Origin of the sequence: Pedobacter sp. ok626 (assembly GCF_900100435.1) — a bacterium.
Classification (GTDB): domain Bacteria; phylum Bacteroidota; class Bacteroidia; order Sphingobacteriales; family Sphingobacteriaceae; genus Pedobacter.
On record NZ_FNEX01000016.1, the window covers coordinates 104,467 to 130,592 of the forward strand.

A 26,126-nucleotide genomic window follows, 5' to 3' on the forward strand; every position below is an offset into this window, starting at 1 on the left:
AATATTAATATCTATATAAAACAACACAAATGAAACTAAATCTCACGAAGAAAAGACGTAACCTGCTGCTTGTATCAGCGTTAGCGGTTTCAGTGACCGCGTCTTCATTCTTATTGCTATCGCCAAAAACCGAACTGATAAAAAAAGACTTTGCTGTTGCTGAAAAACAGTATACCCAATTGCTTAAAACTTCAACGGATATTACTCAGTTTCCACGTACTACCAATAAGGATGGGTCTGTAAAAAGTACAGATGTATGGGATTGGACACAGGGCTTTTTTGCTGGTGGATTGTGGTATATTTATGAATATACTCAGAATCCAGAATGGAAAGCTGCGGCTACTAAATGGACTGAAGCTTTAGAACAAGCACAGTTTTTAACACAACACCATGATGTGGGTTTTGTAATGTATTGCTCTTATGGTAATGCGATTAGATTTGAAAAAGATCCAAAGAAAATTGAACTGTATAATAAAATATTAATCCAGTCGGCAGAGTCTGCGTTGACTCGCTTTGACCCTAAAGTAGGTTTAATTAAATCATGGAACGCTAAAAAGTCATGGGACAATAAAACAATGTGGCAATACCCTGTAATCATCGACAATATGATGAATCTGGAAATGCTTTGTTATGTATCTAAATTAACGGGCAACCCGAAGTATAAAGATGTAGCGATAAGTCATGCTTTAAATACGATGAAGAATCATTTTAGACCTGATTTTAGTACTTATCACGTGGTTGATTATGCACCTGATGGCAAAGTGTTGCATCAGCAAACCAATCAGGGTTATGCAGATAATTCAACCTGGTCTAGAGGACAGGGCTGGGCTATCTATGGTTTTACCATGATGTACAGAGAAACGAAAGACAAACGCTTTTTAGAAGCGGCTGAAAAAGCAGCAGATTTTTACATCAACCATCCTAATTTGCCAAAAGATAAAATTCCATTCTGGGACTTTAATGCGGAACAAAAAGGTTATAAGCCAGATTTTGATTACGCAGCGAATAAAATATCCTATATCCCTCGTGATGCTTCGGCTGGAGCACTGGCTGCATCTGGATTACTGGAGCTAAGTACATTTGCTAAGGATGGTAAAAAGTATTTTACGCAGGCTGAGTTGATGTTGAAGTCATTGTCGGGCGACAAGTACTTAGCGAAACCAGGCACAAATGCAGGTTTTATCTTAAAGCATTCTGTAGGAAGTCTTCCTCATAAATCTGAAATTGATGTGCCTTTAATCTATGCAGATTATTACTTTTTGGAGGCCTTGTTGAGATACCAAAAGCTAAAATAACCGTTCTCAGAAAGAGCCTAGCGTACTTCGCCGAAGAAGCGAAGAACGCTAGGCTCTTTCTGAGAAGGTAATTTTAGTGTAAAGCAGGGTGGCCAGGCATGTGTAATGCTTGGCCACCTTTTTTATTTCTTTTGATTAATTTCAATTATATTTAATTTGTTGATTATTTATTTTTTATTTGTTGTTTTAGTTTATTTATTATTTAATATGTATATTTGTTTGGTCGGCTGATTTGTATTAAAGCCAGAGCATATTGTATAGGATTTTAAAACTTAAATAGCGAAATTTGATGAAACACCAATTTGTTATGCCGTCTTCTATAGATCATTTAAGGAATACCATAATTGATAAGCTAATGGCTATATCTAATAAAGATTATTTAATTGCATTAAATAATCTGATCGAAAATAGTTCTGTGGAAAATGATATTGCTGAGCTTTCAGCGGAGCAGATTTTAATGTTAAAGATGAGCGATAACGATATTAAAAATGGAGATGTTATTGATCAGCAGGATTTAGATAAGGAAGACCTGAAATGGTTAAAGGTACTGTAGTCTGGACAGCGACTGCAGTTAAGCAAAGAAGAGCGATACTAAAGTATTGGACAGAGAAAACTGGTTCTATTGTTTACGCTGAAAGATTGGTTAAACTCATTAACAAGCGAATCAACACGATTGATAAATACCCTAATTCCTGGAAATCTACTTCCTATCCCGATTCGAGGTTGTCTGCCATGGGGTATTTCAGTATAATATATAAAATTTCGGAAACTGGAATTATTGTAACTGCTTTTTGGGACAACCGCCAGCATCCTGAAAAATTATTGAAACTATTGTCAGTGTTATCTTAGCCATATCTTAGCTGTTAATTAAAGCAATGAATAACCAACCTAGTGTATTTAATTGGAGTGGTGGTAAGGACAGCACGCTGGCTTTGCATCATATCCTTCAAGATGAAAATTTTGATGTGCGGTATTTGTTAACTACCGTTAATGAAGCATACAACAGAGTGAGTATGCATGGAGTGAGAGAAAGTTTATTAACTGCTCAAGCCGAGAGCATAGGCATTCCATTATACCAAATCCGTTTACCTGAATCACCGGAAATGAAGGTTTATGAGGATCATATGCACAAGCATTTGACGCAACTCAAATCAGCCGGCATTACCCATTCTATATTTGGAGATATATTTCTGGAAGATTTAAAGGCTTACCGGGAAGCCAAGTTATCCGAAATGGGTTTGAAAGCTGTATTTCCACTCTGGAAAAGGGATACTACAGAAATTTTAAAGGAATTTATTGGCTTGGGGTATAAAACAATCGTGGTATGTGCTAAAGAAGGCCTTGAAGACTTTTGTGGAAGAGTGATTGATGATAGTTTTATTGCCGATCTGCCGCCCGGTATAGACCCATGTGGTGAGAATGGCGAGTTCCATACTTTTGTCTTTGATGGCCCCATATTTAAGCGGCCTGTAGATTTTACCATTGGTGAAAAGGTATTTAGAACTTACCCATCTCCTGTTGGGGGAGCGCTTGCAGGGTATTGGTACATTGATCTGATTTAATGATCACACCATGTAAAAATAACTGAGTCATTAGCCAATTTAGGCTTGACTTAAAAAGGTAATTTGCTAGCATCATATTTGCCGTAATTTTTTTAACACATGATGAAATACAAGTCGCTTGCAGTTATCGCATTGACCCTTTTAGCAGATTCCGCTATTGCGCAGCACAAGAATATATATCATAAGAGCTGGGTAGATTTTAATAAAAATGGGGAAATGGATGTTTTTGAAGATCCTTCAAAAACTATTGATGCTCGGGTAAAGGATTTGTTGAGCCAGATGAATCTGGATGAGAAAACTTGTCAGACTGCCACATTATATGGCTATGGCAGGGTATTGAAAGATGAAATGCCAACTGCCGAATGGAAGACAAAGATATGGAAAGATGGTATTGCAAACATCGATGAAGAGTTGAACAGTCTCCCGTATAATAAAAAGGCGGTGACTAGCTATTCTTTCCCTTTCAGTAAACATGCGAATGCCATCAATACAGTACAAAAATGGTTTGTAGAGGAAACACGTTTGGGCATCCCTGTAGATTTTAGCAATGAAGGGATTCATGGTTTATGCCATGATCGCGCTACTCCTTTTCCTGCTCCGGTAAACATAGGTAGCACATGGAATAAAAAATTGGTATATCAAGCCGGTAGCATTGTAGGGCGTGAAGCCAGAGCTTTGGGCTATACCAATGTGTATGCACCCATACTTGATGTGGCTAGAGATCCGCGTTGGGGTAGGGTAGTTGAATGTTATGCAGAAGATCCTTTTCTGATTGCCGAACTGGGCAAGCAAATGACCCTAGGCATTCAAGACCAGGGAGCGGCAGCTACCTTAAAGCATTATGCAGTATATAGTGTACCTAAAGGTGGACGAGATGGTCAGGCACGTACCGATCCACATGTAGCCCCAAGAGAAATGCACGAAATGTTTCTGTATCCTTTTAGAAGGGTGATTCAGGAAGCTAAGCCAATGGGAATCATGAGCAGCTACAATGATTGGAATGGAGAGCCGGTAACCGGTAGCTATTACTTCCTGACAGAACTTTTGCGTAAGCAATTTGGCTTTGATGGTTATGTGGTTTCGGACAGCGAGGCTGTAGAATTTCTTTCAGGTAAGCATCATGTTGCCCAAGATTATAAAGAGGCCGTAAGACAGTCGATACAGGCCGGATTGAATGTGCGTACACACTTCACTATGCCGGAGAATTTTATACTTCCGTTAAGAGAGTTGGTAAAAGAAGGTTCTCTCTCGATGAAAACACTGGATGATCGGGTTGCTGATGTGCTAAGGGTGAAATTTAAGTTGGGTCTGTTTGATGATCCTTATGTAAAAGATCCCGCTACGGCAGATAAAAAAGTTCATACTAAAGCTGATGAAGAATTGGCCGTTCAGCTAAACCGGGAATCAATGGTTTTATTAAAAAATGAAAAGAACCTGCTCCCGCTAGACATCGGTAAATACAAAAATATACTGGTTACAGGTCCATTGGCAACGGAAATAGAATACACGACAAGTAGATACGGACCTTCTAATAACCCCATAATCTCTATTCTGGATGGGATTAAAGCCTTTGCAGGTAATAACGCAAAAGTAAATTACAGTAAAGGTTGTGAAGTGATCGATGCTAAATGGCCAGAAAGTGAGATTATCCCAACCGACCTAACGGTGGAAGAGAAAACACTGATCGATAAAGCGGTTGCTGATGCGAAAAACTCAGACATCGTAATTGCGGTAGTAGGTGAAACAGATAATCAGGTTGGTGAAAGTAAATCAAGAACAGGCTTAAACTTACCCGGCCGTCAATTGCTATTGTTGCAAGCCTTACATGCTACAGGAAAACCTGTGGTGATGGTGATGGTAAACGGTCGCCCACTGACAATCAACTGGGAGAACCGTTATTTACCGGCAATCCTTCAAGCTGGATTCCCTGGGCCTTCGGCAGGTAAAGTAGTTGCAGAAACTCTATTTGGTGAAAACAATCCTGGAGGTAAGTTAACTATGACCTATCCGAAATCAATCGGACAGATCGAACTAAACTTCCCGTTTAAGCCAGGTTCTCAAGCTGGCCAAGGCAAAAATGATGATCCGAATGGAAATGGTAAAACACGCGTATTAGGTGCCTTATATCCCTTTGGATACGGATTAAGCTATACTACTTTTGAATTCAGCAATCTACAAATCAACGCAACAGAAATCCATCAACAAGCAGATGTTCAAATCAGTGTTGACATAAAAAACACCGGAAGCCGAAAAGGAGATGAAGTGGTACAGCTATATCTTAAAGATCTGGTGAGTAGCGTAACAACCTACGAATCTGTTCTGCGAGGTTTCGAAAGAGTAAGCCTTGCTCCAGGAGAAATTAAAACCCTAAAATTTGTACTCCACCCTGATGATCTGGCCCTACTCGATAAAAACATGAACTGGACGGTTGAACCCGGTAAATTTCAAGTCATGATCGGCAACTCATCAGAAGATATCAAATTGAAAAAAGAATTTACAGTCATCAAATAATTAAACATCCCATAAAAAAGGGGGGCTAAGCACACTGCTTAGCCCCCCTTTTTTATGGGACGCTTTGAAACAAAAATTACCTTCTCAGAAAGAGCCTCAGCGTTCTTCGCTTCTTCAGCGAAGTAATGCAGCTCTTGAAGAGAACGGTTATTTTTGACTGTTATTTTTGACCGTTACTTTTGAATGTTTTGACTCGCAGCTTCAGCCTCAGCCTTTGCTTTCTTCTTAAAGAAGCCCCTCAGCAAGAAATTATGTTGAAGCGCCTCCAGGTTCTCATCCAGTTTCTTGCTACTTGTTTCCATATTCTTCATGATCACTTTAACCTGATCCGCAGTGTTTTGATCATTGATCAATAAACCCACCGCATTATCTGTCTTATTAAACTTAGACGTCGCTTTGTTTAAGTTCTCAGTCATTGCAGAAGCCGATTGCGCAGTCTTCTGTAGCTCAGCTACTGCTTGTTGAAGTTTCGCAAACACAGCAGTATCTGTCATTAATTTATCTGCTAAGCCACCTTTTGTGTTCAATGTTTTGCTAAACGTATTCATTTGTTCAGCCATTCTGTTTGTCGACTCCGTAGTAGTTTTAAGATTCTCTACAATCGCTTTAAAGTTCTTAGCGATTTGCTCATCAGTAAGTAAAGCACCTACAGCACCTTTTCCTTCGACAAGGTTACCTGCTAACACCTTAAAATCTGAAGTTACATCTACCAGGTTTTTGTTGTTTACCTGAAATGTTTTCATGATGTCATCAGTAGAGAGCGTACTTGCTACCTGTAACTGGTCGCCATCTTCAACAAAAGGAAATTTCGGACTACCACCGGTAATCACAATAATTTTATTTCCAATCAATCCATCAGAACTGATACTTGCCGATGCATTTTTGTGGATATACTTGTGGGAGTCTTCCTCGATATTCATAAATACCTGAACCTGTGAGGTACCATAGAACTGGATTTTTTTGATCGTACCAATTTTAACTCCCGAAAACCAAACATTGTTTCCGGCTTTTAAACCTTGGATATCATTAAAAACAGCGTTTACAGTAAAGCTCTTTACAAAAGCTTTTCTCTGGCTTCCTAAAGTGAATACCCCTAAAACGAATATGACTAAACCGAGGAGAATAAATACACCTACTGTTATCTGTTTACGGTTGTCTGTTGCTTGCATATTTTTTTACTGAATAAAATTATAATCGTAAAAAGGTTTAACCCTTTCATCGGTTGTGTTAAATACTTCTTCAAATGTTCCAATACGTTGGAATTGCCCATCTAAAAGCATGGCGACTCTATTGCCAACAGCTTTGGCACAGGTAAGATCATGCGTAATTACAATAGAGCTGGTATGGAATCGTTCTTGAACCTGATTGATCAGACTGTTAATTTCCAAACAGGTAATAGGGTCAAGACCTGCCGTTGGCTCATCATAAAGCATGATTTCTGGGCGAAGGATCAGTGTTCTGGCAATACCAATCCGCTTTCTTTGTCCACCCGACAATTCAGAAGGCATCTGGTTGATGGTTTGTAGCAGTCCCACAGCATCCAACATTTCCTCAACAGCTAGGTTAACCTCTGCTTTGGTTAGTTTTCTTTGATTCCTTACCAAAGGGAATTCAAGATTTTGCCTTACCGTCATGCTATCATATAATGCACTATTCTGAAAAGAGAAGCCTACTTTTAGTCTTAACGCAAGCAATTCCTTATAGGAAATCTGATCAACATGCTGGTTCAATACTTTTACCTCACCTGAGCCGGGCGTAAGTAGACCCACCAATATTTTGATCAGTACTGATTTTCCTGTACCAGATTTTCCCAGAACAACAAGGTTTTCTCCTTTGTAAAGGTCAAGATCAACCCCTTTAAGTACATGGTAGTTGCCAAAGGACTTATATAGTTCTTTGATCTCTATTACTTTTTCAGTGTTTTTAAGTGTCGGTTTTTGTTCCATTGTTAAGATTAGCTTCTAAATAGACCAAAAAATTGTACAGAAACCACTTCCTCAATAAAGATGAGGAACATGGCAATCACTACGGCAGAGTTTGCCGCCTTACCTACACCTTCAGTTCCTTTTGATGAATTATAACCTTGGTAACAACCAACCATTCCGATAGTAAAACCAAAAAGAACAGCTTTGATTGTTGAGGCGGTAATATCAAGAAAAGTAATTTGCTCTAAGGAAGCTTGGAAAAAGGCGCGTGCACTTGTGCCTTCACTTAAGGATACATTAAGTAGTGCACCTAGCATTCCGACCATAGCCGTATAAAATGTAAGGATTGGAATGGTAATGGTTGCAGCGAGTACACGGGTAGAAACTAAAAATTTGAATGGGTTAGTTGCCGAAACTTCCATGGCATCAATTTGCTCTGTAACCCGCATAGAACCCAATTCGGCACCTATGCTGGAGCCTACTTTTCCGGCCGCAATAAGACCAGTAAGTAAAGGCGCAAGGGTTCTTAATAAGGCGATTCCCACCAGAGAGGGTAGCCATGAAGTTGCACCGAATTCTGATAGAGAGGGGCGCGACTGTTTGGTGAATACAATTCCCGTAATAAATCCTGTGGTAGAAATCAGCAGGGCAGAACGGTAACCAATTTCATAGCATTGACGAAATAGTTCTTTTGCTTCGTAAGGAGGCAGAAAGCCTTCTTTAAAGAAGCGAGCTATGAATTTATAGACATCGTATAAAGTTAAAAACATGCGAGCCAATTTGCCCGGGCCTTTAACTTCTGCGTTAGGTATGGATGGATTTTCAGCTTTGTTCTCCATGAATAAGGCTTAATATCATAATTATCTCAGTAGTGGTGCTTAAATGTAAAGGGCTCTGTCTCATTTGTAAACGATGTTATCAAACCCTAAGCCATAATTTTGTAAAGTTACTTCTTGCATTATAAATACAATGTAATTTTATGATTGCTAAAGGTTTTTTCTTTTATTTAGAACGATTATAACTGGCTGTAATCTATGAAAAAGGTCGATTAATCATAGATAAGACCATCTCTAAATAAAAATTTACAAAATATTTCTTGTTGATTTGGAATAAATCTAAATAATAATCACCTTTGTATCAATCAATATTTACTAATGCAAAATTTAACCATCCAGTCTTCTGTCGATTTTGTTGAGGTGTTTAGCACTAAAGCAGGTGCAATCTATCAATCTGATGTTGAAAATTGCTGGTACATTGATTTTGCAGGAAAGCTTGCCCGCTTTGACTATCGCAATATTTTGAAGTTAAAGAAAGCGGTTTACCATATTGATATAGAGGATTTGTTGCTTAACAACACAAAATCTCCAGATGTAGAGATTCTTTTTATTTGCGCTTGCGATCATTGCTATGTGTTATCCTTAATCGAAATCATTGCTTTAAAAGAATTGTTACAAGGGACATTTGTGATGCTGGAACTCAATCACATCATCTACGATCGTCTGCATCGTATAATTAGCTGATTAGGCTAGAATTAGATTCTTTCCATATTATTCTTATTTTGAGTATTGTGAATACTTAGCCGTATTTTTGTATTAGAAAATTGGAACTTAATACATACAATATATGAAAGACATTATGCGTGTTAAGTGTTTACTATCATCAGATGTAGAGACACTTATAAACCAACAAATAAAAAAAGAAGCACATTCATCAGCAATTTATTTATCAATGGCTTCATGGTGTAATAGGAACGGTTACGATGGTTCTGCTGATTATTTCTTTGCTCAAGCAGAAGAAGAAAGACTACATCAATTGAAATTCTTCAAATATGTTTTAGATATGGGTGGTAATGCTGTTTCTCCTGAAATCACTCAGGTTAAAGCTGAATACAACTCATTCCGTGAGGTTTTTGAAGAAGCTTTGGAGCAAGAGATCAGCGTAACACAATCTATCAAAAATATTGCTGCCCGTTGCCACAAAGAGCAGGATTTTGTAACACTTGAATTCTTAAACTGGTTCTTTAAAGAACAAAGAGAAGAAGAGTATAAAGCTAGAAGAGCTGTTGAATTGTTTGAAGTAATTGGAGAAGAAGGAACTGGCAGATGGCAGATCGACAAACATGTTGGTCAAATCACCTACAGCGAAGCTTAAGACACCATTAGTTCCGGTTTTTCCGGAAACAAATATATCAGGTACATACTATGCGAAAAGCAAAACAGTATGTACCTTTTTTTGTTTAGTGATTATCCTATCAGGCCATGTCAAAGAAAAAAGATAAAAAGAAAGATAAAAAGAAGGATAAGAAAAAAAAGGTGTGCTGTGAAAAGTACCTCACGGGAAAAAGATGCAAAAACTGTCCTAATGGCTGACCACTTAAATTCATTGTGTCCTTAAAGGTGATAACCCTGACTATGCATTTCAGTGGCAATAAACCTATTGTATTGCTCATCATCCAAAGGATAATCCCAACAACCCATTCTGTGGTATAATTGTCCTCCGAATCCAGATTTAAATTTGTACAAGCCATAAAGCGGATGTGATGGATCTGCCCTGGGGGCTACTCCAAACAGATCATACTCTATACAACCGCGTTCTTTCGCAATTTTCATAGCCTCCCATTGTAATGCGTAAGTAGCCATATAATTCCGGTTGCTGGAAGAGGATGCGCCATAAAGATAGGTTCCTCGATTACCCGATATCACTAAAAACATTGCAGCTAAAGGAACGCCATCCAGATCGGCAAGTAGCAACTCAACATCAGCAGGAGAGGCTGTGTTTTCCGCACGCGCAGTTAATACTGTCTTGAAATAACTGATGTCATTAATGTGAATTCTGTTTCTAAAGGCAGTTTCCTGATACAGCGCATACCATATATGTAGGTTTTCCATACCTACTTTTTTAACATTGATTCCTTTTCTAAACGATAAGTTAATGTTATACCTGGTCTTAGGCTTCATCGCATCAAGCATCATGTCTTTGTCGCGCTGAAGATCCAAAAATATGGTATTAGATGGAAGGATATCAGAATTGGCTTTTTTAAGGTTCCAGTTAGTGGTGTTGAAATTAAAACGAAACTCCTGGTATTTCTTCTCAGGCGGACCATTCCAATTGCCCAATTGATCAAAGCTGTCGCTATCCTTAGCCCAATGGGATTGCCAGGCCAGATCATATCTGATTAAAATACATTTTGATGGCAGGTATGAACGAAGCGATTCAGAAAGCTCTTCAAGAAACTTACCTTGATATTCCTCATTAGGTTCTATTTCCGGACCATATGGTACGTAAGCCACAGAATGCTCATTATCCAATGGCTGTAGCAATACAAGGAAATCTGCGTGTGTATAAGAGTTTTTTAGGGCATTGTTATAGATGTTGTCATCTTCAACTTTAAAATTAAATGCTTTTGATTGCAGGCCTTGTTTGGTTTTTACTTCAGACCAAAATGCGGTCTGTTGTATGATTGCTGTTTCGTAAACCTCTCTAATGTCCTTTTTCTCAATAAAAATATTCATCTCATTTGCTTAACCTGCAAAGGACGGGAATTTAAAGGTAATAAGCCAATCGCAATGTTTTTACCTTGTAAAAACTACTTTTCCTCGTCGCCCAGATGATAGCAATGTCTGCATCTGGGTTCGTAGCTGTCCTTTTCGCCTAAAAGAACTCTATTGGCATTAGCAACAGTTCTGTACGAGTAAACAGCGGGACTACCACAGCGGACGCATACTGCATTTACTTTAGTCACCAGCTCAGCAATAGCCATGAGTGCGGGAACAGGGCCAAAAGGTTTGCCCATATAATCCATATCTAAGCCTGCAATGATGACTCTTATCCCTTTTTTTGCAAGTTGGTTGCAAACTTCCGGTAAGTTATCATCAAAAAACTGCGCCTCATCAATTCCCACAACTTGGGTGTCAGGTTTTAAAAGCAGGATTGCTGTTGACGTATCTACCGGAGTCGACTCCACTGAGTTTAGGTCGTGCGAAACAACAGCCGTGTCGTCATAGCGCGTATCCGTTTTCGGTTTGAAGATTTCGACGTTCAATTTTGCAATCTGCGCCCTCTTTAATCTTCTTAGTAATTCTTCGGTTTTGCCCGAAAACATAGAGCCGCAAATTACCTCAATACTGCCGCAGTACGCCCCTCGTCTGTAATTTTGTTCGCTGAATAACATTGTTTAATAGGATTTAAGAGCCTGCTAATATCAGAATTTTGTAGTACTTTTGAACGTCAAGTTACCAACATAAAGGATCAATTCTTCCGTTATTACATTATGATGAATCAAGAGGACATTTTTAAAAAAGTAGGACAGATATTAACTGAACTTCAAGATCAATATGAGTTTTTAGCTCGAAATCCTAGTCAGCTCAACGAGTTAGAATTGGAGCTCTTTCTGGCAAACGCGAACTTTTTATCAGATCATGTCCAGATTGTAAGAAAAATCAATAGCAATAAAAGCGTAAAAGCTATACCTGCGCATACAGAAGATCAAAGCCCTGTTGTTGCTGAAGTAGTGGTGGTAAAAGAACCTGAAATAGCAAAAGAGCCCGAAGTAGTTAATGAACCAGAGGTTAAGGCCGAGGCTCAAGAACCTGAATTGCTAAACGAAAAAACGCTGGAGGAACTTGAAGCTGAATATGCTGCTACAAACGAAGAAGAGGTAGAAGAGGCTGAACCTTTAAAGTTTGAATTTCTACTTAATGAGGAGCCTTTGACGGAGAATTTTGAATTTGAAGTGCAATCCGTTAGTAGTATTTTCGACAGGCCATTAAGTAAAGAGGAAGAAGAAATTATTGCTGAAAAGCAAAGATTAAGAGATAGCCAACAGCAACAGCCAGTGGTTGAGAAAGAAGCAGAAAAAGAAATTCCACAGGTACCGGAACCCGTTGCTCCAAAAATTGAGGAGCCCATCATCATACAGCCTATTGCTGTTCCTGTGATCAATAAAATTGAAGAGGTTCCGCAAATCGTAAAAGAACCAGAAGTCAATCAGATCAGGCCAACGCTAAATGATATTTTGGCTGGAAAAAGTAACTTTTCAACGAGTCTGAATGAGGAGAATAATAAAACTACTATCACAGACCTAAAACAGGCTATAAACTTAAATCAGAAATTGCTTTACATCAAAGATCTGTTTAATGGTTACAACCTTGCTTATGCAGAAGCTATTGATTTGATCAATAAAATGCCTGACTTTAAAACTGCCGATAACTTTTTACAGCATAACTATGCTATAAAAAATAATTGGGCATCAAAACAAAGTACTGTTGATCAGTTTTACGAATTGCTAAATCAACGTTTCCCGGCTAAATAAAGCCCATTCGATTAGAGTCCAGTTTTAAAAAGATAAAGAGCAATACGGTAAAGCTCCATAGGGAAGATCCGCCATAGCTGATAAAGGGTAGGGGTATGCCGATTACAGGTATAATCCCAATGGTCATTCCTATATTGATAAATACGTGGAAGAAGATGATACAGGCCACACAGTAGCCATAAACCCTGGAGAATGAAGATCGCTGTCGCTCGGCTAAGTTAATCACTCTGAGCAGTAAAAACAGGTATAAGGCAATCACTACAAAGCAGCCCGTAAATCCCCATTCTTCTCCAATGGTAGAAAAGATAAAGTCTGTACTCTGTTCTGGTACATAACCGTATTTGGTTTGCGTACCTTCTAAAAAACCCCTACCGGTTAGCTGACCTGAGCCAATGGCTATTTTAGATTGGTTTACATTGTAACCAGCACCTTTAGGGTCGGTTTTAAGACCCAGGATTAACTCAATACGGGTGCGCTGATGCGGTTGCAATACATTTTCGAATATAACCTTAGCAATAAAAAGATAACCGATGGCTGCAAAGGTAATTACACCAATCATGATCATTCGTTGCTGTTTTTTCTTGTTAAAGTAGATGAACAATCCGCCAATTGCCAAAATAGAGGATATTAACACCCATGGGGCAAGAAAAAGGTTGAGGATGAATAACAGCACCATTCCCCAAAATATAACCAGTAAATAGCCCGGTAAGCCTTCCCGGTATAGAGGGAACATAAAGGAAAGAAATACCAACATTGAACCCGCATCTGGTTGTAACATGATCAGGCACATCGGAATAACAATAATCAGGGCAGCAATTAATACTGGCTTCAAAGTGTTTAGCTTGGGATTAAAAGAGCTAATGTATCTTGCTAGGAGAAGAGCTGTACCAAATTTAGCAAGCTCTGAAGGTTGTAAACGAAAAGACCCTATAGGTATCCATGCCTGGTTTCCGCCAACATTACGCCCAACAACCAATACGACAATGAGGAGGAGCATGGTTATCCCATAAATGATGGGAGAGAAGATGCTGAAAAACTTGGCATCCAGCAACAATATAGATAAGCCCAGTATCAGACCGGTGATGATAAAAATTAATTGCTTACCATAATTAGTCGAAAAATTAAAGACTGTCGACTCTTCAGGATTATAGATAGAAGCATAAATATTCACAAAGCCAATGCCGCATAATGCCACATAGATTAGGATGGTAATCCAGTCAACGTTAAAGAAGAACCTGTTGCTGCTTTGCTGATTGATCATTTTAGAGGCGGAATAGGTGTGCTTGTTGTTGTATTATTTGGTGTAACCTGAGTTGGAGGAGGACTAACTGTTGTCACTGAATCCTTATCTTTTGTTTTTGGTTTAACTTTAGACTTAGGTGGTTCTGGCAAAATCACTTGTTTCTTCATCCACTCTACCTGAGCAAGTTTATTTTTAGGTAATTGACCTCTTAGATACTGTTCGGCAATATAACTGGCTATTGGCGCAGCATATGTACTACCATAACCTGCATTCTCTACAATTACGGCAATAGCAATTTTAGGATTGTCTCTTGGGGCAAAACCAATAAATACAGAGTGATTTTTTCCCCTTGGATTTTGAACTGTACCGGTTTTACCACACATCAAAATGCCATCTATCCTGGATTGAATTGCCGTTCCCCATGGTGCATTTACAGCATCCTGCATCCCATCAATCACTGGCTCAAAGTGTCTGGCCTCTACGTCTACATAATTCTTTTTAACGTACTCTTTTTTTATTACTCTGTTTTTACCGATTGCTTTTACCAGGTGGGGCTTAATGTAGTAACCCCGATTCGCAATAATCGCCATGATATTGGCCATTTGCAATGGAGTAGCATCCATCTCACCTTGTCCAATGGCCAGGGAAATAACCGTACCATAATTCCAGTATTTACTGTATTTGCCAGAGTAATAAGAGGCATCGTATAACCTGCCATTACGTTCAGAAGGAAGGTCTATGCCTAATTTTTCTCCAAGGCCAAATTTTTTTACTTTTTTTTGCCAAGCATCATAAGCCACTCGCTGGTTTGGATATTTACGCTGGGTAATTAGTTGTTGAAACACATAACAGGCATAAGTGTTACAAGATCTGGCCAAGCCTCTTCGCAAGGCGATATTACCATCTACGTGTTCGCATTTTACAGTATGTCCACCTACTTTGAAGTATCCAGGGCAATTAAACGTCGTGTTTGGGTCAATTACACCTTCCTGAAGTCCGAGTAGGGCATCTAAAGGTTTGAAGGATGATCCCGGCGAATAATAACCCTGTATGGGTCTGATATTGAACACCCGATTGGGATTTTTTAACAGCTCCATATAGTTGTTCCCCTGGTTTCTACCTACCATTAGGTTCGGGTCGTAACTTGGGCTGCTTACAAAAGCCAGAATTTCTCCGGATGCAGGCTCTATTGCAACGATACTGCCTACTTTATTACGCATCAATTCCTCTCCAAGCTTTTGTAGCTTGAGGTCTAATGACGAAATTAGTCGGTCTCCGGAAACGGCTGCAGTATCAAATCTTCCTTCAGCATAACTACCTTTTGGAACGTTACGTGCATCATAAAGCATATTTACAACACCTCGCTCACCTCTCAATAAAGTCTCATAAGATTTTTCTACACCCGATTTACCGATGTAATCCCCCGAACGATAATACCCCTCGGAGTTTTGGATGTCAAGCGGAGATACCTCTTTAATATAGCCCAGGAAATGGGCTGCTACACTATCAGGATAATGTCTGATGGTTCTGCTTTGTACGAAGAAGCCAGGAAAGCGGGACAATTGTTCTGATAAGGTCGCGTAAACTTGTATAGATAGCTGACGTTCAAAAATACTAGGCTGATACCTTGACTGCGCCGTGGCTTTATTAAAATTTCTTTTAAAACGATCCATGTCGATATCTATAATGCGACAAAGGGCTGCAGTATCAAATTTTTTAACCTGATTGGGAATCACCATCAGGTCATATACCGCTTCATTTTGAGCCAGAGGTTTTTCATTCCGGTCGAAAATAACACCACGTGCTGGGAAAGTATAAATCTTGCGCAACACATTACTTTCTGCAGAGATAAAGTATTTGTCGGTCGCTACCTGTATGTAAAAAAGTGTTCCAAGTAAAATTAAGCCAATAACAATGAATAGTCCCTGTATAGTATATTTCCGATTAAACAGGTTATCCATTAGCGCATTTTTCTATTATAGAATATAAATTCTATCAATACAACAGTAAACAAAGTAAATATAATGCTAAAAAAGCACCTCATCAAGGTATAAGAAAACTCTGCTAATCTAAAAGTTTCTAGAAAGAAAAGGACCAAATGATGAGCTGTAGTACATAAAAGCGCATAGATGATAAACCACTTAAAGCCCATATTGCCCAATGTAGGTTCGGGTTCGTCAAAACCATCACGGTTCATGGTTACCGAAATAAATAAAATCCTTACAAAGGCCAATGTTACACAGGCCGCGGTATGTACACCAAGTGTATCATAAAAAGCGTCCAACGTTAACCCAGTTACAAAAGCAATCAGATACAAAAGTAGATTGGGTGTTGCAAAAGGAACAAGCAAAAGGAAGATAATGTATACAAATGGGGTGGCCATATTATAGAAACTCAAATTCCTTAGTAAAAGAATTTGAATCAAGAGTAGTACAAACCACCTAACTATATTTACCAATACTAATCTGCTATTCATGCGGTAACTTTGCTTCTAATTCTTTTTGTTCTGCGGCATATTTATCAAGAATAACGTACACATACTGCAAAGTACTGAAATCATTGAAAAGTTTTATTTCTATGGACATAAAATTGTCGCCGGTTGGTACCGCGGTATTGGTTACTACTCCTACAGGAATACCCGGAGGAAAGGAAGAAAAACCTGAAGTAATGATGGTATCCTTAAGGTTAATCTTAAAGTGATTTGGAATTTCTTTTACAAAGGCTTTTCTGTAATCTGAATTTCCAATACCCCATACCAAAGATCCGAGCGCATCACTTTTTTTAATGTTCACGCTGATTTTCGTGTCCTTATGCAATAGCGATCGGATAGTGGACAGATGTTCTGAGACATCCATCACAAAGCCTACAACACCTTTTCCTGGTGATATTACAGGCATATCTGGTGCAATCCCATCGGCACTTCCTTTATTAATCGTGATGACATTATTGCGTAGCGTTATAGAGTTTTTGATGACCCGGGCAGATAAATAAGTATACTGCGGATTATTAAGCGTGTCTTTAACTACAATTTTCTTGGCGCTATCAATATTTTTAAGTGTAAGCAGCTCCGTTTTTAGTTTGGCATTTTCAGCTGCGAGACTGTCATTTACAGTTCCAAGCGTAAGATATTTCTTTAAAACGTTAAGGTTCTGGTATACTTCACCCACTACCTCATTGGTAGAGTTGAGCGTTACACTGCGCTGATAGGCATTATTTTTTACGGTAAGGACAATGCCAATTGTAAAAAATATAATGAAAAAGAAAAATGCGTTGTATCTGTTTATGAAAATCCAAAGGTTACGCATCTGGTATCGGGGTTATAAGGTTGGGCGTTACGGGTTAATGGGCAACGCCCAAGCTTTTTACTGCATTAAAAATTTAAAACTGCCAATGTTTTTTAGGGCAATACCAGTTCCACGTACTACAGCCCGAAGTGGATCTTCGGCCACATGAACAGGAAGCTTAGTTTTAGCCGCTACACGTTTGTCTAATCCACGAAGTAATGCACCACCCCCAGTTAAATAAATACCAGTTTGGTAAATATCTGCTGATAGCTCAGGAGGAGTGATCTCTAAAGCTTTAAGGATCGCCTCTTCGATTTTCGAGATAGATTTATCCAGACAATGTGCAATTTCAGTATAAGAAACTGTGATCTGTTTAGGGACACCAGTCATTAAATCTCTTCCTTGAACTGCAAAATCCGAAGGTGGATCAGCTAATTCAGGTAATGCCGCACCAACTTCAATTTTAATCTTTTCAGCCGTACGATCACCGATCATGATGTTGTGCTGACGGCGGATGTAGTTTACAATATCCGAGTCAAAGTTATCTCCAGCAACGCGGATAGACTGATCACATACAATACCAGATAAGGCAATTACTGCAATCTCAGTAGTACCACCACCGATATCAATAATCATATTACCCATCGGCTCTTCCACGTCAATACCAATACCTACTGCTGCAGCCATTGGCTCGTGGATTAGGTATACTTCTTTGGCACCAGCAATTTCAGCTGAATCTCTTACTGCACGTTTTTCAACCTCAGTAATGCCCGAAGGAATACAGATCACCATTCTCAACGAAGGGAACATCCAGCCTTTACCACCATTCAGCATACGAATCATCCCTTTAATCATCGCTTCAGCAGCATTAAAGTCTGCAATTACACCATCTTTCAAAGGTCTTACGGTACGGATGTTATCATGGGTTTTACCTTCCATTTGCATGGCCTGTCTCCCAATCGCAATAATTTTATTTGTTTGTCTGTCAAAAGCAACGATTGAAGGTTCATCAACTACTACTTTGTCATTATGTATAATTAAGGTGTTTGCCGTACCTAAATCGATAGCAACCTCCTGTGTAAACCAATTAAATAGACCCATCTATAGGTGATAATTTAAGTATTAATAATTCTATGTACTATATTAATGTAAAACTACGGCTTTTTATTGTATTCGTGGATAAATAAATTAGTGTTTGAAATGTCTAACGCCAGTAGTAACCATGGCAATTCCTTTTTCGTTAGCCATATTTATCGAGTCAGCATCTTTAATTGAACCACCTGGTTGTAAAACAGCGGTGATTCCAGCTTCGGCTGCAATTTCAACACAATCCGGGAAAGGGAAAAAAGCATCGGAAGCCATAACTGAACCTTTTAAGTCGAAACCAAAAGCATCAGCTTTAACAATCGCTTGTTTTAAGGCATCAACTCTTGAAGTCTGGCCAACACCACTTGACAATAACTGATCATTTTTAACAAAAACGATGGTATTCGATTTGGTGTGTTTTACAATTTTATTAGCGAAATAAAGGTCTTGTAATTCTTGTGCAGTAGGTACTTTTTCAGTTACTGCAGTCATTTGCTCAGGACCTTCAATAATTAAATCTTTATCCTGCTCAATCACACCGTTTAATAAAGTTTTAAACTGTTTTTTGCTCAGTTCAATTTCGTTACGTTGTAAAATTACTCTGTTCTTTTTAGCACGGAAAAGCTCAACAGCTTCTGGCTGATAAGAAGGGGCGATCAGAACTTCAAAGAATAATTTGTTGATTTCTGTAGCTGTAGCTAAATCAATCTCTCTGTTGGCAATCAATACACCACCAAATGCCGAAACTGGATCGCATGCAAGTGCAACGTTCCATGCCTCTAAAATGCTTGCTTTTGAAGCTACACCACAAGCATTGGTATGTTTTAATATCGCAAAAGTTGGCGCTTCAAATTCATCAATTAAAGCAACAGCTGCATCCACATCAACCAAGTTGTTATAAGATAACTCTTTTCCGTTTAGTTTAATAAACATCGCATCCAGATCGCCATAAAATACACCTTGTTGGTGTGGGTTTTCGCCATATCTTAAAGATTGAGCCTGGTTGATGCTATGTTTAAATACGTTTAACGGTTCTTCATTGTTGAAGTAATTGAAGATCGCAGTATCGTAATGAGACGAAGTATGGAATGCTTTTTTAGCAAAAGCTTTACGTTGTGCTAAAGTTGTTTCTCCGTTTTGTGCCTCTAACTGTGCTTGTAAAGTCGAATAATCATCTTTAGAAGCCAGGATTACTACATCATTAAAGTTTTTTGCAGCAGCTCTGATCAAAGAGATACCACCGATGTCTATTTTTTCGATGATGTCTGATTCAGAACCACCAGCTTTAACAGTTTCCTCGAAAGGGTATAAGTCAACAATTACCAAATCAATTTCAGGGATTTCATATTGTGCAATTTGCTCTTGGTCTGAACCAAGTGCTCTGCGGTTTAAAATACCACCAAAAACTTTAGGGTGTAATGTTTTTACTCTTCCACCTAAAATTGATGGGTAACCTGTAAGGTCTTCAACAGCTGTAACGGGAATATTCAGGTCTTTAATAAACTGTTCGGTGCCTCCGGTAGAGAATAATTGTACACCCTGCTCGGCAAGTAAGCGAACTAATGGCTCTAAACCATCTTTGTAATAAACTGAAATTAAAGCGTTTTTGATCTTTATAGATTGACTCATTGGAGGAAAAATTTTGAGCCGCAAAGTTACCCGTTTTTCTTTTATTGTCAAATGTTTATTTATGGTATCCTAAACTAGGTTTTGCCCGGCCGAATTGCCGGCTTGGTAGGCTTCGGTATGGGTTCGTGATGTGTTCTGGAAAAGTGTAAGATATATATTGTAAAAGTCAAGCTATATTCCAAGTATTTGTGGTAAAAGTTGGAATATAGTTGGACTATACTTGGACTATAGTTGGAGTTTTATACTAGTCAGACCGATCTCTGTCTTATCCGTATATGGCTTGTGTCTTTTACTTTTTTATCTTTTTCAAAATGCTATCAACCACCTTTGGGTAATGTAGGTGCTCTAATTGTTGACCTTTAAATTTGATCATCTCCAGATTGTCGTCTTTATCGATGCGGTATTTAGCCTGATAAATGAATTCCCCTTCATCATAATGCTCGTTTACATAGTGAATGGTGATACCGCCTTCTGGTTCTTTAGCTTCCAGTACCGCCTTGTGTACGTTGTCGCCATACATGCCTTTTCCACCAAATTTGGGTAAAATAGCAGGGTGGATATTGACGATGCGACCGGGGTATTCGGCGATTAGATTTTTAGGGATCAACCATAAGAATCCAGCAAGTACAATCAGATCTATTTCCAGGTTTTTTAACAGGTCGATGATGTTATCTGTTTGATAAAATTCATGCCTATCAAATACATGAGAAGGAATTTCGAAGTTGTCGGCCCGCTGTAAAACATATGCATCAGGATTATTGGTTAGCACTAAAGCGATTTCAACTTCCGTGCTTCGTTTAAAATGCTCCATTATTTTCTGGGCATTTGATCCTGATCCTGAGGCAAATATGGCGATGCGCTTCTTCATGAGGTTTTCAATTAGTATGATGTTTTTTGCAATAAAGCGATATTAAGCCTCTTTATTCGTCTTCAAAGATAAAAAATAATCACTACCATCTATAATTGTTCGGGCTTTGTAAAAATAGCATGATCTAAGAACATTTTGTGATAAAATAAGTTAATAAATAGGATGGTAGATTTATTATCTTGTTATTTATTGCTTAAATCCCCTAATCATGGAAACAAACACCCGAAGAGATTTTATTAAGACTACATTGACCGCCTCATTGGCAGTTGCTATAGGTTCCCCAGTTTTGTTAAACGGTGGGGCTGCATTAGCTGCTGTTATTCCTACTGAAGGAACTACGGGCTTTGCTCCTTTGAAGTTTACACAAAAGCCTTTAAAATATGCTTTTAATGCCTTGGAGCCTAATATAGATGCGCTTACCATGGACATTCACTATACTAAGCACCATGCTGCTTATGTTAAAAATGTAAATGATGCAATTGCGGCTGAGAATATACCTTACAAAACAGAGGCGGATTTTTTTAATAATGCTTCGAAGCTTTCGGCCAAAGCACGAAACAATGGTGGTGGGGCATGGAATCATAATTTCTTTTTTGAGACTTTAAAAGCTGGGGCCTCAACTGGACCCGAAGGAAAATTAAAAGATGCTATTGTAAAGTCGTTTGGTTCGGTTGATAAATTTAAAGAACAATTTTCTGCGGCCGCGGCATCACGTTTTGGTTCAGGATGGGCATGGTTGGTTAATGATAAGGGAACTTTAAAGATTTGTTCGACTGCGAATCAGGATAATCCTTTATTTGATAATGCAGAAGTAAAAGGCGTACCTTTGTTGGGACTCGATGTATGGGAGCACGCTTATTATCTTAAGTATCAGAATAAACGCGCTGATTATATCGCGAACTGGTGGAATGTTGTGGATTGGGGTGTAGTGAGCAAAAGGATGTAGTATCGTACCGGAGTCTAAAACCTGCAGAAATTAACTACTGATAATTGAAATAATTGGACAAAAAGCAATTATGTAAAAAATATTTGCATAATGCTTTTGTATATTAAAAACATTAATTCTATATTTGCAGTCCGAAAAACAGAAAGAATAACAGAGCTTTGCTCTAACTATAAAATACTTTAATAACAAAAAATGGCAAATCATAAATCTTCATTAAAAAGAATTAGAGCAAACGCAACTAAACGTTTACGTAACAGATATCAGGCAAAAACAACTCGTACGTTTATCAAAAGATTGCGTGGTGCTGAAGATAAAAAAACTGGATTAGAATTACTTCCTAAAGTAATCTCTATGCTAGATCGTTTAGCCAAAAAGAGTGTTATCCACAAAAACAAAGCAGCTAACAACAAATCTAAGCTGACTAAATTTGTTAATGGCTTAAAATAACAATAGCTTTACAATATTATAGACGGGATATGCATTGCATATCCCGTTTTTTTTTGTCCAAAAAAATCGGAACTTGTAAAGATGAATCCATACCAGGAAAAAATAGGGATAAAAATGTGGGCGGAAGCCGATCGGCCTCGCGAAAAGCTATTGTTGAATGGCAGGAGGCATCTTACAGATGCAGAGCTGATCGCTATCTTAATCGGTTCGGGCAATAGGGACGAAAGCGCGGTGGATTTAAGTAAGCGGATTCTTGGGTTTTATAACAATGATCTGGATGCGCTTGGAAAAGTATCTGTGAAAGATCTTTCGAAGTTTAAAGGAATAGGTGAGGCTAAAGCAATCGCTATAGTGGCCGCGTTGGAGCTTGGAAGGAGAAGAAAAGAGGCTACTGGTCGTGATGTGGTGAAGGTGGTTACATCGACGGATGCGTTTGCTGTGCTGCAGCCTGTTTTTGCTGATCTGAACCATGAAGAATTTTGGATCCTGATCTTGAATCAAGCCAATTATTTAATCGGCAAGCAATTGATTAGTAAAGGTGGAATGGCCGGTACCGTGGCTGATCCAAAAATTATTTTTAAAACGGCACTAGAACATAATGCTGCTTATGTAATCCTGGCGCATAATCATCCATCGGGTAGTTTAAGACCGAGTCAGCAAGATATAAATATTACCAAAAAAATGGTTGAGGCAGGAAGGATGCTGGATTTGCATGTACTGGATCACCTGATTGTAACGGATAAATTATTTTATAGTTTTGGTGATGAGGGTTTAATTTAACATTGAAGCTTTAATTTCGCAGTATGAAAACAATGATAAAATTATCTATAGCGATGTTGTTGCTTGCGACAACAGTAGATGCTCAAAGAAAGCCTGCAAACTATATCAATGTAATGAGTTATAACATTCGTTATAACAATACTCAAGATGGAGAGAATGCCTGGCCTAACAGAAAAGATAATGTAAAAGCCCTGATAAAATATCATGATGCTGATATTTTATGTGTGCAGGAGGCGCTCGCTCTACAAGTTGATCAGTTATCTGAAAATACGAATTATGATAGAGTAGGTGTAGGACGTACGGATGGGAAATTGGAAGGTGAGTTCTCTGCGATCTATTTCGATAAAACAAGGTTTACGAAAAAGGATGGCGGTACATTCTGGTTATCTGAAACCCCAGAAAAACCTTCTAAAGGCTGGGATGCTGCTATATTAAGGGTTTGTACCTGGGTAAAGCTGCATGACAAATGGAATAAGAAAGATTTTGTAGTTTTCAATACGCATTATGATCATGTTGGTGTTAAAGCCAGGATTGAGTCGGCTAAGCTGATTAAAAAGCAGATCATGGAAATCGCACCTACTTTGCCAGTTATTTTTACTGGCGATTTAAATGTTACTCCGGAAACGGAAGCAATAGCTACAATAAAAACCTTTTTAACAGATACTAAAGAGGCAACTATTGAACCTGCTTATGGGCCGGAGGGTACTTTTAATGGATTTAAATTTAATGCGCCCTTAAAAGAAAAGATAGATTACATTTTTGTAAATAAAGGTTTTAATGTGCAGAAGTTTGGTGTGCTTAGCGATAGCAAGAATCTGCACTACCCTTCAGATCACCTGCCGATCATGGCGAGATTGTTCTTTTAATAAAGATGTTAAATTAGATTGTGACTTTTCCTATCCAGTTTGAGCTTTTTGGTGAATACTATCACTGGCATTATATTTTTGAAGTTCTGGCTTTTTTTGTTGGGATCAGGCTTTACTACTTTTTAAAGAAAGGTATAAAAGATCCGATCTCTGATGATCATAGGTTGTGGATTATGCTTGGGGCTATGATAGGTGCCTTAATTGGTTCCAGATTGATTGCACTATTGGAAGATCCAGTTCAGCTTGAACACATTACTTTCTCAATTCTTTATCAAAGTAAAACTATTGTTGGCGGGCTACTCGGGGGCTTGTTTGGTGTGGAATTGATAAAAAAAATAATTGGCGTAAAGATAGCCTCTGGGGATATTTATGTCATTCCAATTGTTGTTGCCTTATTTATCGGCAGGATAGGTTGTTTCTCAATGGGTGTTGATGAACCCGTATTTGGGAATGAAACTTCGATTTTTATGGGGATGGATTTGGGTGATGGTTTAAAAAGACATCCTGTTGCGCTTTACGAAATGATGTTCATGGTAATTTTACTGTTCCTATTTATTGGGATCGGAAAAAGAAGCATGCACAATGGTGATCGTTTTAAGCTGTTTATGGTATGCTATTTTTTATACCGCTTTGTTGTAGAATTTATTAAGCCTTACCATCCATTGTTTTTTAATTTAAGTGTCATACATTGGTCGGCAATGTTTATATTTCTGTATTATTATAAATTCATTACCCGGGCAATAAGTAATTATAGACCATGAAAACCAGAGATTATATTTATTACGATTATACAAAAAGTCTATGTCCGGAGTGTTTGCAGCTTTGTGATGCCAAAATTGTTTTCCAGGATGCAAAAGTTTTTATGTTGAAACATTGTAGAACTCATGGAGATAGTAAGGTCATGATTGCTGATGATGTGGAATATTATAAGCAGATCAGGAATTACAATAAGCAATCGGAAATGCCATTGAAGTTTAATACCAAAGTGCATTATGGTTGTCCATATGATTGTGGTTTGTGTACGGATCATGAGCAACATTCATGTTTAACTGTTATAGAGGTAACAGATCGTTGTAATTTAAGCTGTCCAACGTGCTATGCTATGTCGTCACCAAGTTACGGGAGACACCGTACATTAGAAGAGATTAATAAAATGATGGATGTCGTGGTGGCAAATGAGGGAGAGCCTGATGTTGTGCAGTTGTCCGGTGGTGAGCCAACCGTGCATCCTGATTTCTTTAAAATATTGGATCTGGCTAAAACCAAACCTATTAAGCATTTAATGGTAAATACCAACGGCATCCGGATTGCAAAAGATATTGCATTTGTTGAGAAGCTAGCTTCTTATATGCCTGGTTTTGAGATTTATCTTCAGTTTGATAGTTTCAGTGCTGAGGTTTTAGAAAAGTTGCGTGGTGAGGATTTGACTGAAGTTCGGAAGAAAGCTATTGATCATTTGAATCAATTTAATGTTTCGACAACTTTAGTGGTTACCCTTCAAAAAGGAGTGAATGATCATGAGATTGGGGATATACTGGATTATGCTTTAAAGCAAAAGTGTGTGCGGGGAGTAACCTTTCAGCCTACGCAGGTTGCTGGGAGAAATGACAATTACAACGATCAGGTTGGGAGAATTACGTTGACAGAAGTCCGCCGTGAAATTTACGAGCAATATCCAATATTTACCCCTCAGGATTTGATCCCAGTACCTTGTAACCCCGATGTGCTTTGCATGGCCTATGCTTTGAAGTTGGATAATGAGGTCATCCCATTAACCCATTTGATTAACCCGGAAGACCTTTTGAATAATTCCAAAAATACGATCGTTTTTGAACATGATGAGCAGCTAAAGGAACACATGCTGAACTTGTTTAGTACCGGAGTATCTGTAGATTGTGCAGCGGATTCATTTGGTGAATTGATGTGCTGCCTGCCTAGGGTAAAGTCCGATCATTTGAATTATAACAACCTGTTCCGGATCATTATTATGAACTTTATGGATCCGTTGGATTTTGATGTTCGGGCAGTGAAAAAATCCTGTGTACATATTGTGAGCGATAAAATGAAAATCATTCCATTCGAAACTATGAATATTTTTTATCGCGATAATAAAATCGAGGGTATAAGAGAAAAACTAAATCTCAACTAATTATATTTACGGGTATGGAAGGTATAGTAGCACTGTCTTTAATTTATTGGATTGCAGTGGGCATTATTTTTTTAATAGGCATGATTAAAATGATTGGTGCTTTGGCCAGAAATGAACCTGCGAAGCCAGGGTTGAAACTGATTATTGCTGCTGTAATTATGTTGGTGATTGGTGCTGGCGCCTGTGCTGCAATTCTAGGGGGGATAAGTGTCAGATAAGCTTTC

Annotated in this window: 27 protein-coding genes; 15 read left to right on the forward strand and 12 right to left on the reverse strand. The window is 38.5% G+C overall.

From position 1 onward, the window contains the following. Positions 1-29 precede the first annotated feature (29 nt). The 5 genes from BLS35_RS20645 (at position 30) to BLS35_RS20665 (ending at position 5,368) form a co-directional block, all read left to right on the forward strand. A complete protein-coding gene (locus tag BLS35_RS20645; RefSeq protein WP_090784993.1) occupies positions 30-1,295 on the forward strand; it encodes a glycoside hydrolase family 88 protein in 1,266 nt (421 codons plus the stop codon). Between the two features lie 289 nt (positions 1,296-1,584). Further along, positions 1,585-1,848 carry a hypothetical protein gene (locus BLS35_RS20650; RefSeq protein WP_254779008.1) on the forward strand — a complete coding sequence of 88 codons (264 nt, stop codon included), beginning with the start codon at positions 1,585-1,587 and terminating at the stop codon, positions 1,846-1,848. Further along, positions 1,830-2,144, forward strand: a complete 315-nt coding sequence (locus tag BLS35_RS20655) for a type II toxin-antitoxin system RelE/ParE family toxin (protein WP_090784996.1) — start codon at positions 1,830-1,832, stop codon at positions 2,142-2,144. The genes BLS35_RS20650 and BLS35_RS20655 overlap by 19 nt, the downstream gene beginning before the upstream one ends. A 26-nt stretch (positions 2,145-2,170) precedes the next feature. After that, the gene (locus tag BLS35_RS20660) at positions 2,171-2,857 is read left to right on the forward strand and encodes a Dph6-related ATP pyrophosphatase (protein ID WP_090784999.1); all 687 of its coding nucleotides are present in this window, start codon (positions 2,171-2,173) and stop codon (positions 2,855-2,857) included. A gap of 99 nt (positions 2,858-2,956) precedes the next feature. Further along, positions 2,957-5,368 carry a glycoside hydrolase family 3 N-terminal domain-containing protein gene (locus BLS35_RS20665; RefSeq protein ID WP_254779010.1) on the forward strand — a complete coding sequence of 804 codons (2,412 nt, stop codon included), beginning with the start codon at positions 2,957-2,959 and terminating at the stop codon, positions 5,366-5,368. 173 nt (positions 5,369-5,541) lie between these two features. Here BLS35_RS20665 and BLS35_RS20670 read toward each other — a convergent pair whose 3' ends face one another. From BLS35_RS20670 to BLS35_RS20680, 3 genes are read right to left on the reverse strand one after another with little or no spacing between them, the layout of a single operon-like run. Continuing rightward, positions 5,542-6,537, reverse strand: a complete 996-nt coding sequence (locus BLS35_RS20670; RefSeq protein WP_090785004.1) for an MlaD family protein — start codon at positions 6,535-6,537, stop codon at positions 5,542-5,544. A gap of 6 nt (positions 6,538-6,543) precedes the next feature. Beyond that, complete coding sequence (locus tag BLS35_RS20675; RefSeq protein WP_090785006.1) at positions 6,544-7,314, reverse strand: ABC transporter ATP-binding protein; 771 nt, start codon at positions 7,312-7,314, stop codon at positions 6,544-6,546. A gap of 8 nt (positions 7,315-7,322) precedes the next feature. After that, positions 7,323-8,132: an MlaE family ABC transporter permease gene (locus tag BLS35_RS20680; protein WP_090785009.1), complete on the reverse strand. Its 810-nt coding sequence runs from the start codon at positions 8,130-8,132 to the stop codon at positions 7,323-7,325. Positions 8,133-8,447: 315 nt separating this feature from the next. On the opposite strand from BLS35_RS20680, the gene BLS35_RS20685 reads away from it, so the two are divergent. After that, positions 8,448-8,813: a hypothetical protein gene (locus BLS35_RS20685; protein ID WP_090785010.1), complete on the forward strand. Its 366-nt coding sequence runs from the start codon at positions 8,448-8,450 to the stop codon at positions 8,811-8,813. Positions 8,814-8,916: 103 nt separating this feature from the next. Further along, positions 8,917-9,444, forward strand: coding sequence for a ferritin (locus BLS35_RS20690; protein ID WP_090785013.1), 528 nt, complete (start codon positions 8,917-8,919; stop codon positions 9,442-9,444). A 239-nt stretch (positions 9,445-9,683) separates the two neighbouring features. Here BLS35_RS20690 and BLS35_RS20695 read toward each other — a convergent pair whose 3' ends face one another. Both BLS35_RS20695 and BLS35_RS20700 read right to left on the reverse strand, forming a co-directional pair. Continuing rightward, complete coding sequence (locus tag BLS35_RS20695; RefSeq protein ID WP_090785015.1) at positions 9,684-10,805, reverse strand: lipid II:glycine glycyltransferase FemX; 1,122 nt, start codon at positions 10,803-10,805, stop codon at positions 9,684-9,686. A gap of 74 nt (positions 10,806-10,879) precedes the next feature. Then, positions 10,880-11,464 carry a thymidine kinase gene (locus BLS35_RS20700; protein WP_090785017.1) on the reverse strand — a complete coding sequence of 195 codons (585 nt, stop codon included), beginning with the start codon at positions 11,462-11,464 and terminating at the stop codon, positions 10,880-10,882. A gap of 99 nt (positions 11,465-11,563) precedes the next feature. Between BLS35_RS20700 and BLS35_RS20705 the strand changes: the two genes are divergently transcribed. Further along, entirely contained in the window at positions 11,564-12,604 is a 1,041-nt protein-coding gene (locus BLS35_RS20705; protein WP_090785020.1) for a hypothetical protein, read from the forward strand. On the opposite strand, the gene rodA is transcribed toward BLS35_RS20705, so the two are convergent. From rodA to purN, 7 genes are all read right to left on the reverse strand, one after another. Further along, a complete protein-coding gene (gene rodA / locus BLS35_RS20710; RefSeq protein ID WP_371328257.1) occupies positions 12,597-13,862 on the reverse strand; it encodes a rod shape-determining protein RodA in 1,266 nt (421 codons plus the stop codon). The two genes, BLS35_RS20705 and rodA, sit on opposite strands and share 8 nt — an antisense overlap. Further along, positions 13,862-15,808 carry a penicillin-binding protein 2 gene (gene mrdA / locus BLS35_RS20715; protein WP_254779012.1) on the reverse strand — a complete coding sequence of 649 codons (1,947 nt, stop codon included), beginning with the start codon at positions 15,806-15,808 and terminating at the stop codon, positions 13,862-13,864. The genes rodA and mrdA overlap by 1 nt, the downstream gene beginning before the upstream one ends. After that, positions 15,808-16,323 carry a rod shape-determining protein MreD gene (locus BLS35_RS20720; RefSeq protein ID WP_090785026.1) on the reverse strand — a complete coding sequence of 172 codons (516 nt, stop codon included), beginning with the start codon at positions 16,321-16,323 and terminating at the stop codon, positions 15,808-15,810. Before BLS35_RS20720 ends, mrdA begins: the two co-directional genes overlap by 1 nt. Next, a complete protein-coding gene (mreC, locus tag BLS35_RS20725; RefSeq protein WP_090785028.1) occupies positions 16,316-17,152 on the reverse strand; it encodes a rod shape-determining protein MreC in 837 nt (278 codons plus the stop codon). The genes BLS35_RS20720 and mreC overlap by 8 nt, the downstream gene beginning before the upstream one ends. A 57-nt stretch (positions 17,153-17,209) precedes the next feature. Then, positions 17,210-18,232 carry a rod shape-determining protein gene (locus BLS35_RS20730; protein WP_090785031.1) on the reverse strand — a complete coding sequence of 341 codons (1,023 nt, stop codon included), beginning with the start codon at positions 18,230-18,232 and terminating at the stop codon, positions 17,210-17,212. 87 nt (positions 18,233-18,319) lie between these two features. Continuing rightward, the gene (purH, locus tag BLS35_RS20735) at positions 18,320-19,846 is read right to left on the reverse strand and encodes a bifunctional phosphoribosylaminoimidazolecarboxamide formyltransferase/IMP cyclohydrolase (protein WP_090785033.1); all 1,527 of its coding nucleotides are present in this window, start codon (positions 19,844-19,846) and stop codon (positions 18,320-18,322) included. 289 nt (positions 19,847-20,135) lie between these two features. After that, positions 20,136-20,714 carry a phosphoribosylglycinamide formyltransferase gene (gene purN, locus BLS35_RS20740; RefSeq protein ID WP_090785035.1) on the reverse strand — a complete coding sequence of 193 codons (579 nt, stop codon included), beginning with the start codon at positions 20,712-20,714 and terminating at the stop codon, positions 20,136-20,138. A gap of 208 nt (positions 20,715-20,922) precedes the next feature. Between purN and BLS35_RS20745 the strand changes: the two genes are divergently transcribed. The 7 genes from BLS35_RS20745 (at position 20,923) to BLS35_RS20775 (ending at position 26,120) form a co-directional block, all read left to right on the forward strand. Further along, positions 20,923-21,660: a superoxide dismutase gene (locus BLS35_RS20745; RefSeq protein WP_090785039.1), complete on the forward strand. Its 738-nt coding sequence runs from the start codon at positions 20,923-20,925 to the stop codon at positions 21,658-21,660. A 192-nt stretch (positions 21,661-21,852) separates the two neighbouring features. Then, positions 21,853-22,107: a 30S ribosomal protein S20 gene (gene rpsT, locus BLS35_RS20750; protein ID WP_090785043.1), complete on the forward strand. Its 255-nt coding sequence runs from the start codon at positions 21,853-21,855 to the stop codon at positions 22,105-22,107. A gap of 81 nt (positions 22,108-22,188) precedes the next feature. Continuing rightward, positions 22,189-22,887 carry a RadC family protein gene (radC, locus tag BLS35_RS20755; RefSeq protein ID WP_090785047.1) on the forward strand — a complete coding sequence of 233 codons (699 nt, stop codon included), beginning with the start codon at positions 22,189-22,191 and terminating at the stop codon, positions 22,885-22,887. Between the two features lie 23 nt (positions 22,888-22,910). Continuing rightward, complete coding sequence (locus BLS35_RS20760; protein ID WP_090785049.1) at positions 22,911-23,753, forward strand: endonuclease/exonuclease/phosphatase family protein; 843 nt, start codon at positions 22,911-22,913, stop codon at positions 23,751-23,753. Positions 23,754-23,773: 20 nt separating this feature from the next. After that, positions 23,774-24,514 carry a prolipoprotein diacylglyceryl transferase gene (locus BLS35_RS20765; protein ID WP_090785051.1) on the forward strand — a complete coding sequence of 247 codons (741 nt, stop codon included), beginning with the start codon at positions 23,774-23,776 and terminating at the stop codon, positions 24,512-24,514. Further along, positions 24,511-25,902, forward strand: a complete 1,392-nt coding sequence (locus BLS35_RS20770) for a radical SAM protein (RefSeq protein ID WP_090785054.1) — start codon at positions 24,511-24,513, stop codon at positions 25,900-25,902. Before BLS35_RS20765 ends, BLS35_RS20770 begins: the two co-directional genes overlap by 4 nt. A gap of 14 nt (positions 25,903-25,916) precedes the next feature. Next, positions 25,917-26,120 carry a hypothetical protein gene (locus BLS35_RS20775; RefSeq protein ID WP_090785058.1) on the forward strand — a complete coding sequence of 68 codons (204 nt, stop codon included), beginning with the start codon at positions 25,917-25,919 and terminating at the stop codon, positions 26,118-26,120. Positions 26,121-26,126 lie beyond the last annotated feature (6 nt).

Coding starts and splice junctions, on each gene's coding strand:
- BLS35_RS20645 (WP_090784993.1), top strand. CDS start 30: ATGAAACTAAATCTCACGAAGAAAAGACGTAACCTGCTGCTTGTATCA.
- BLS35_RS20650 (WP_254779008.1), top strand. CDS start 1,585: ATGAAACACCAATTTGTTATGCCGTCTTCTATAGATCATTTAAGGAAT.
- BLS35_RS20655 (WP_090784996.1), top strand. CDS start 1,830: ATGGTTAAAGGTACTGTAGTCTGGACAGCGACTGCAGTTAAGCAAAGA.
- BLS35_RS20660 (WP_090784999.1), top strand. CDS start 2,171: ATGAATAACCAACCTAGTGTATTTAATTGGAGTGGTGGTAAGGACAGC.
- BLS35_RS20665 (WP_254779010.1), top strand. CDS start 2,957: ATGATGAAATACAAGTCGCTTGCAGTTATCGCATTGACCCTTTTAGCA.
- BLS35_RS20670 (WP_090785004.1), bottom strand. CDS start 6,537: ATGCAAGCAACAGACAACCGTAAACAGATAACAGTAGGTGTATTTATT.
- BLS35_RS20675 (WP_090785006.1), bottom strand. CDS start 7,314: ATGGAACAAAAACCGACACTTAAAAACACTGAAAAAGTAATAGAGATC.
- BLS35_RS20680 (WP_090785009.1), bottom strand. CDS start 8,132: ATGGAGAACAAAGCTGAAAATCCATCCATACCTAACGCAGAAGTTAAA.
- BLS35_RS20685 (WP_090785010.1), top strand. CDS start 8,448: ATGCAAAATTTAACCATCCAGTCTTCTGTCGATTTTGTTGAGGTGTTT.
- BLS35_RS20690 (WP_090785013.1), top strand. CDS start 8,917: ATGAAAGACATTATGCGTGTTAAGTGTTTACTATCATCAGATGTAGAG.
- BLS35_RS20695 (WP_090785015.1), bottom strand. CDS start 10,805: ATGAATATTTTTATTGAGAAAAAGGACATTAGAGAGGTTTACGAAACA.
- BLS35_RS20700 (WP_090785017.1), bottom strand. CDS start 11,464: ATGTTATTCAGCGAACAAAATTACAGACGAGGGGCGTACTGCGGCAGT.
- BLS35_RS20705 (WP_090785020.1), top strand. CDS start 11,564: ATGATGAATCAAGAGGACATTTTTAAAAAAGTAGGACAGATATTAACT.
- mrdA (WP_254779012.1), bottom strand. CDS start 15,808: ATGGATAACCTGTTTAATCGGAAATATACTATACAGGGACTATTCATT.
- BLS35_RS20720 (WP_090785026.1), bottom strand. CDS start 16,323: ATGAATAGCAGATTAGTATTGGTAAATATAGTTAGGTGGTTTGTACTA.
- mreC (WP_090785028.1), bottom strand. CDS start 17,152: ATGCGTAACCTTTGGATTTTCATAAACAGATACAACGCATTTTTCTTT.
- BLS35_RS20730 (WP_090785031.1), bottom strand. CDS start 18,232: ATGGGTCTATTTAATTGGTTTACACAGGAGGTTGCTATCGATTTAGGT.
- purH (WP_090785033.1), bottom strand. CDS start 19,846: ATGAGTCAATCTATAAAGATCAAAAACGCTTTAATTTCAGTTTATTAC.
- purN (WP_090785035.1), bottom strand. CDS start 20,714: ATGAAGAAGCGCATCGCCATATTTGCCTCAGGATCAGGATCAAATGCC.
- BLS35_RS20745 (WP_090785039.1), top strand. CDS start 20,923: ATGGAAACAAACACCCGAAGAGATTTTATTAAGACTACATTGACCGCC.
- rpsT (WP_090785043.1), top strand. CDS start 21,853: ATGGCAAATCATAAATCTTCATTAAAAAGAATTAGAGCAAACGCAACT.
- radC (WP_090785047.1), top strand. CDS start 22,189: ATGAATCCATACCAGGAAAAAATAGGGATAAAAATGTGGGCGGAAGCC.
- BLS35_RS20760 (WP_090785049.1), top strand. CDS start 22,911: ATGAAAACAATGATAAAATTATCTATAGCGATGTTGTTGCTTGCGACA.
- BLS35_RS20770 (WP_090785054.1), top strand. CDS start 24,511: ATGAAAACCAGAGATTATATTTATTACGATTATACAAAAAGTCTATGT.
- BLS35_RS20775 (WP_090785058.1), top strand. CDS start 25,917: ATGGAAGGTATAGTAGCACTGTCTTTAATTTATTGGATTGCAGTGGGC.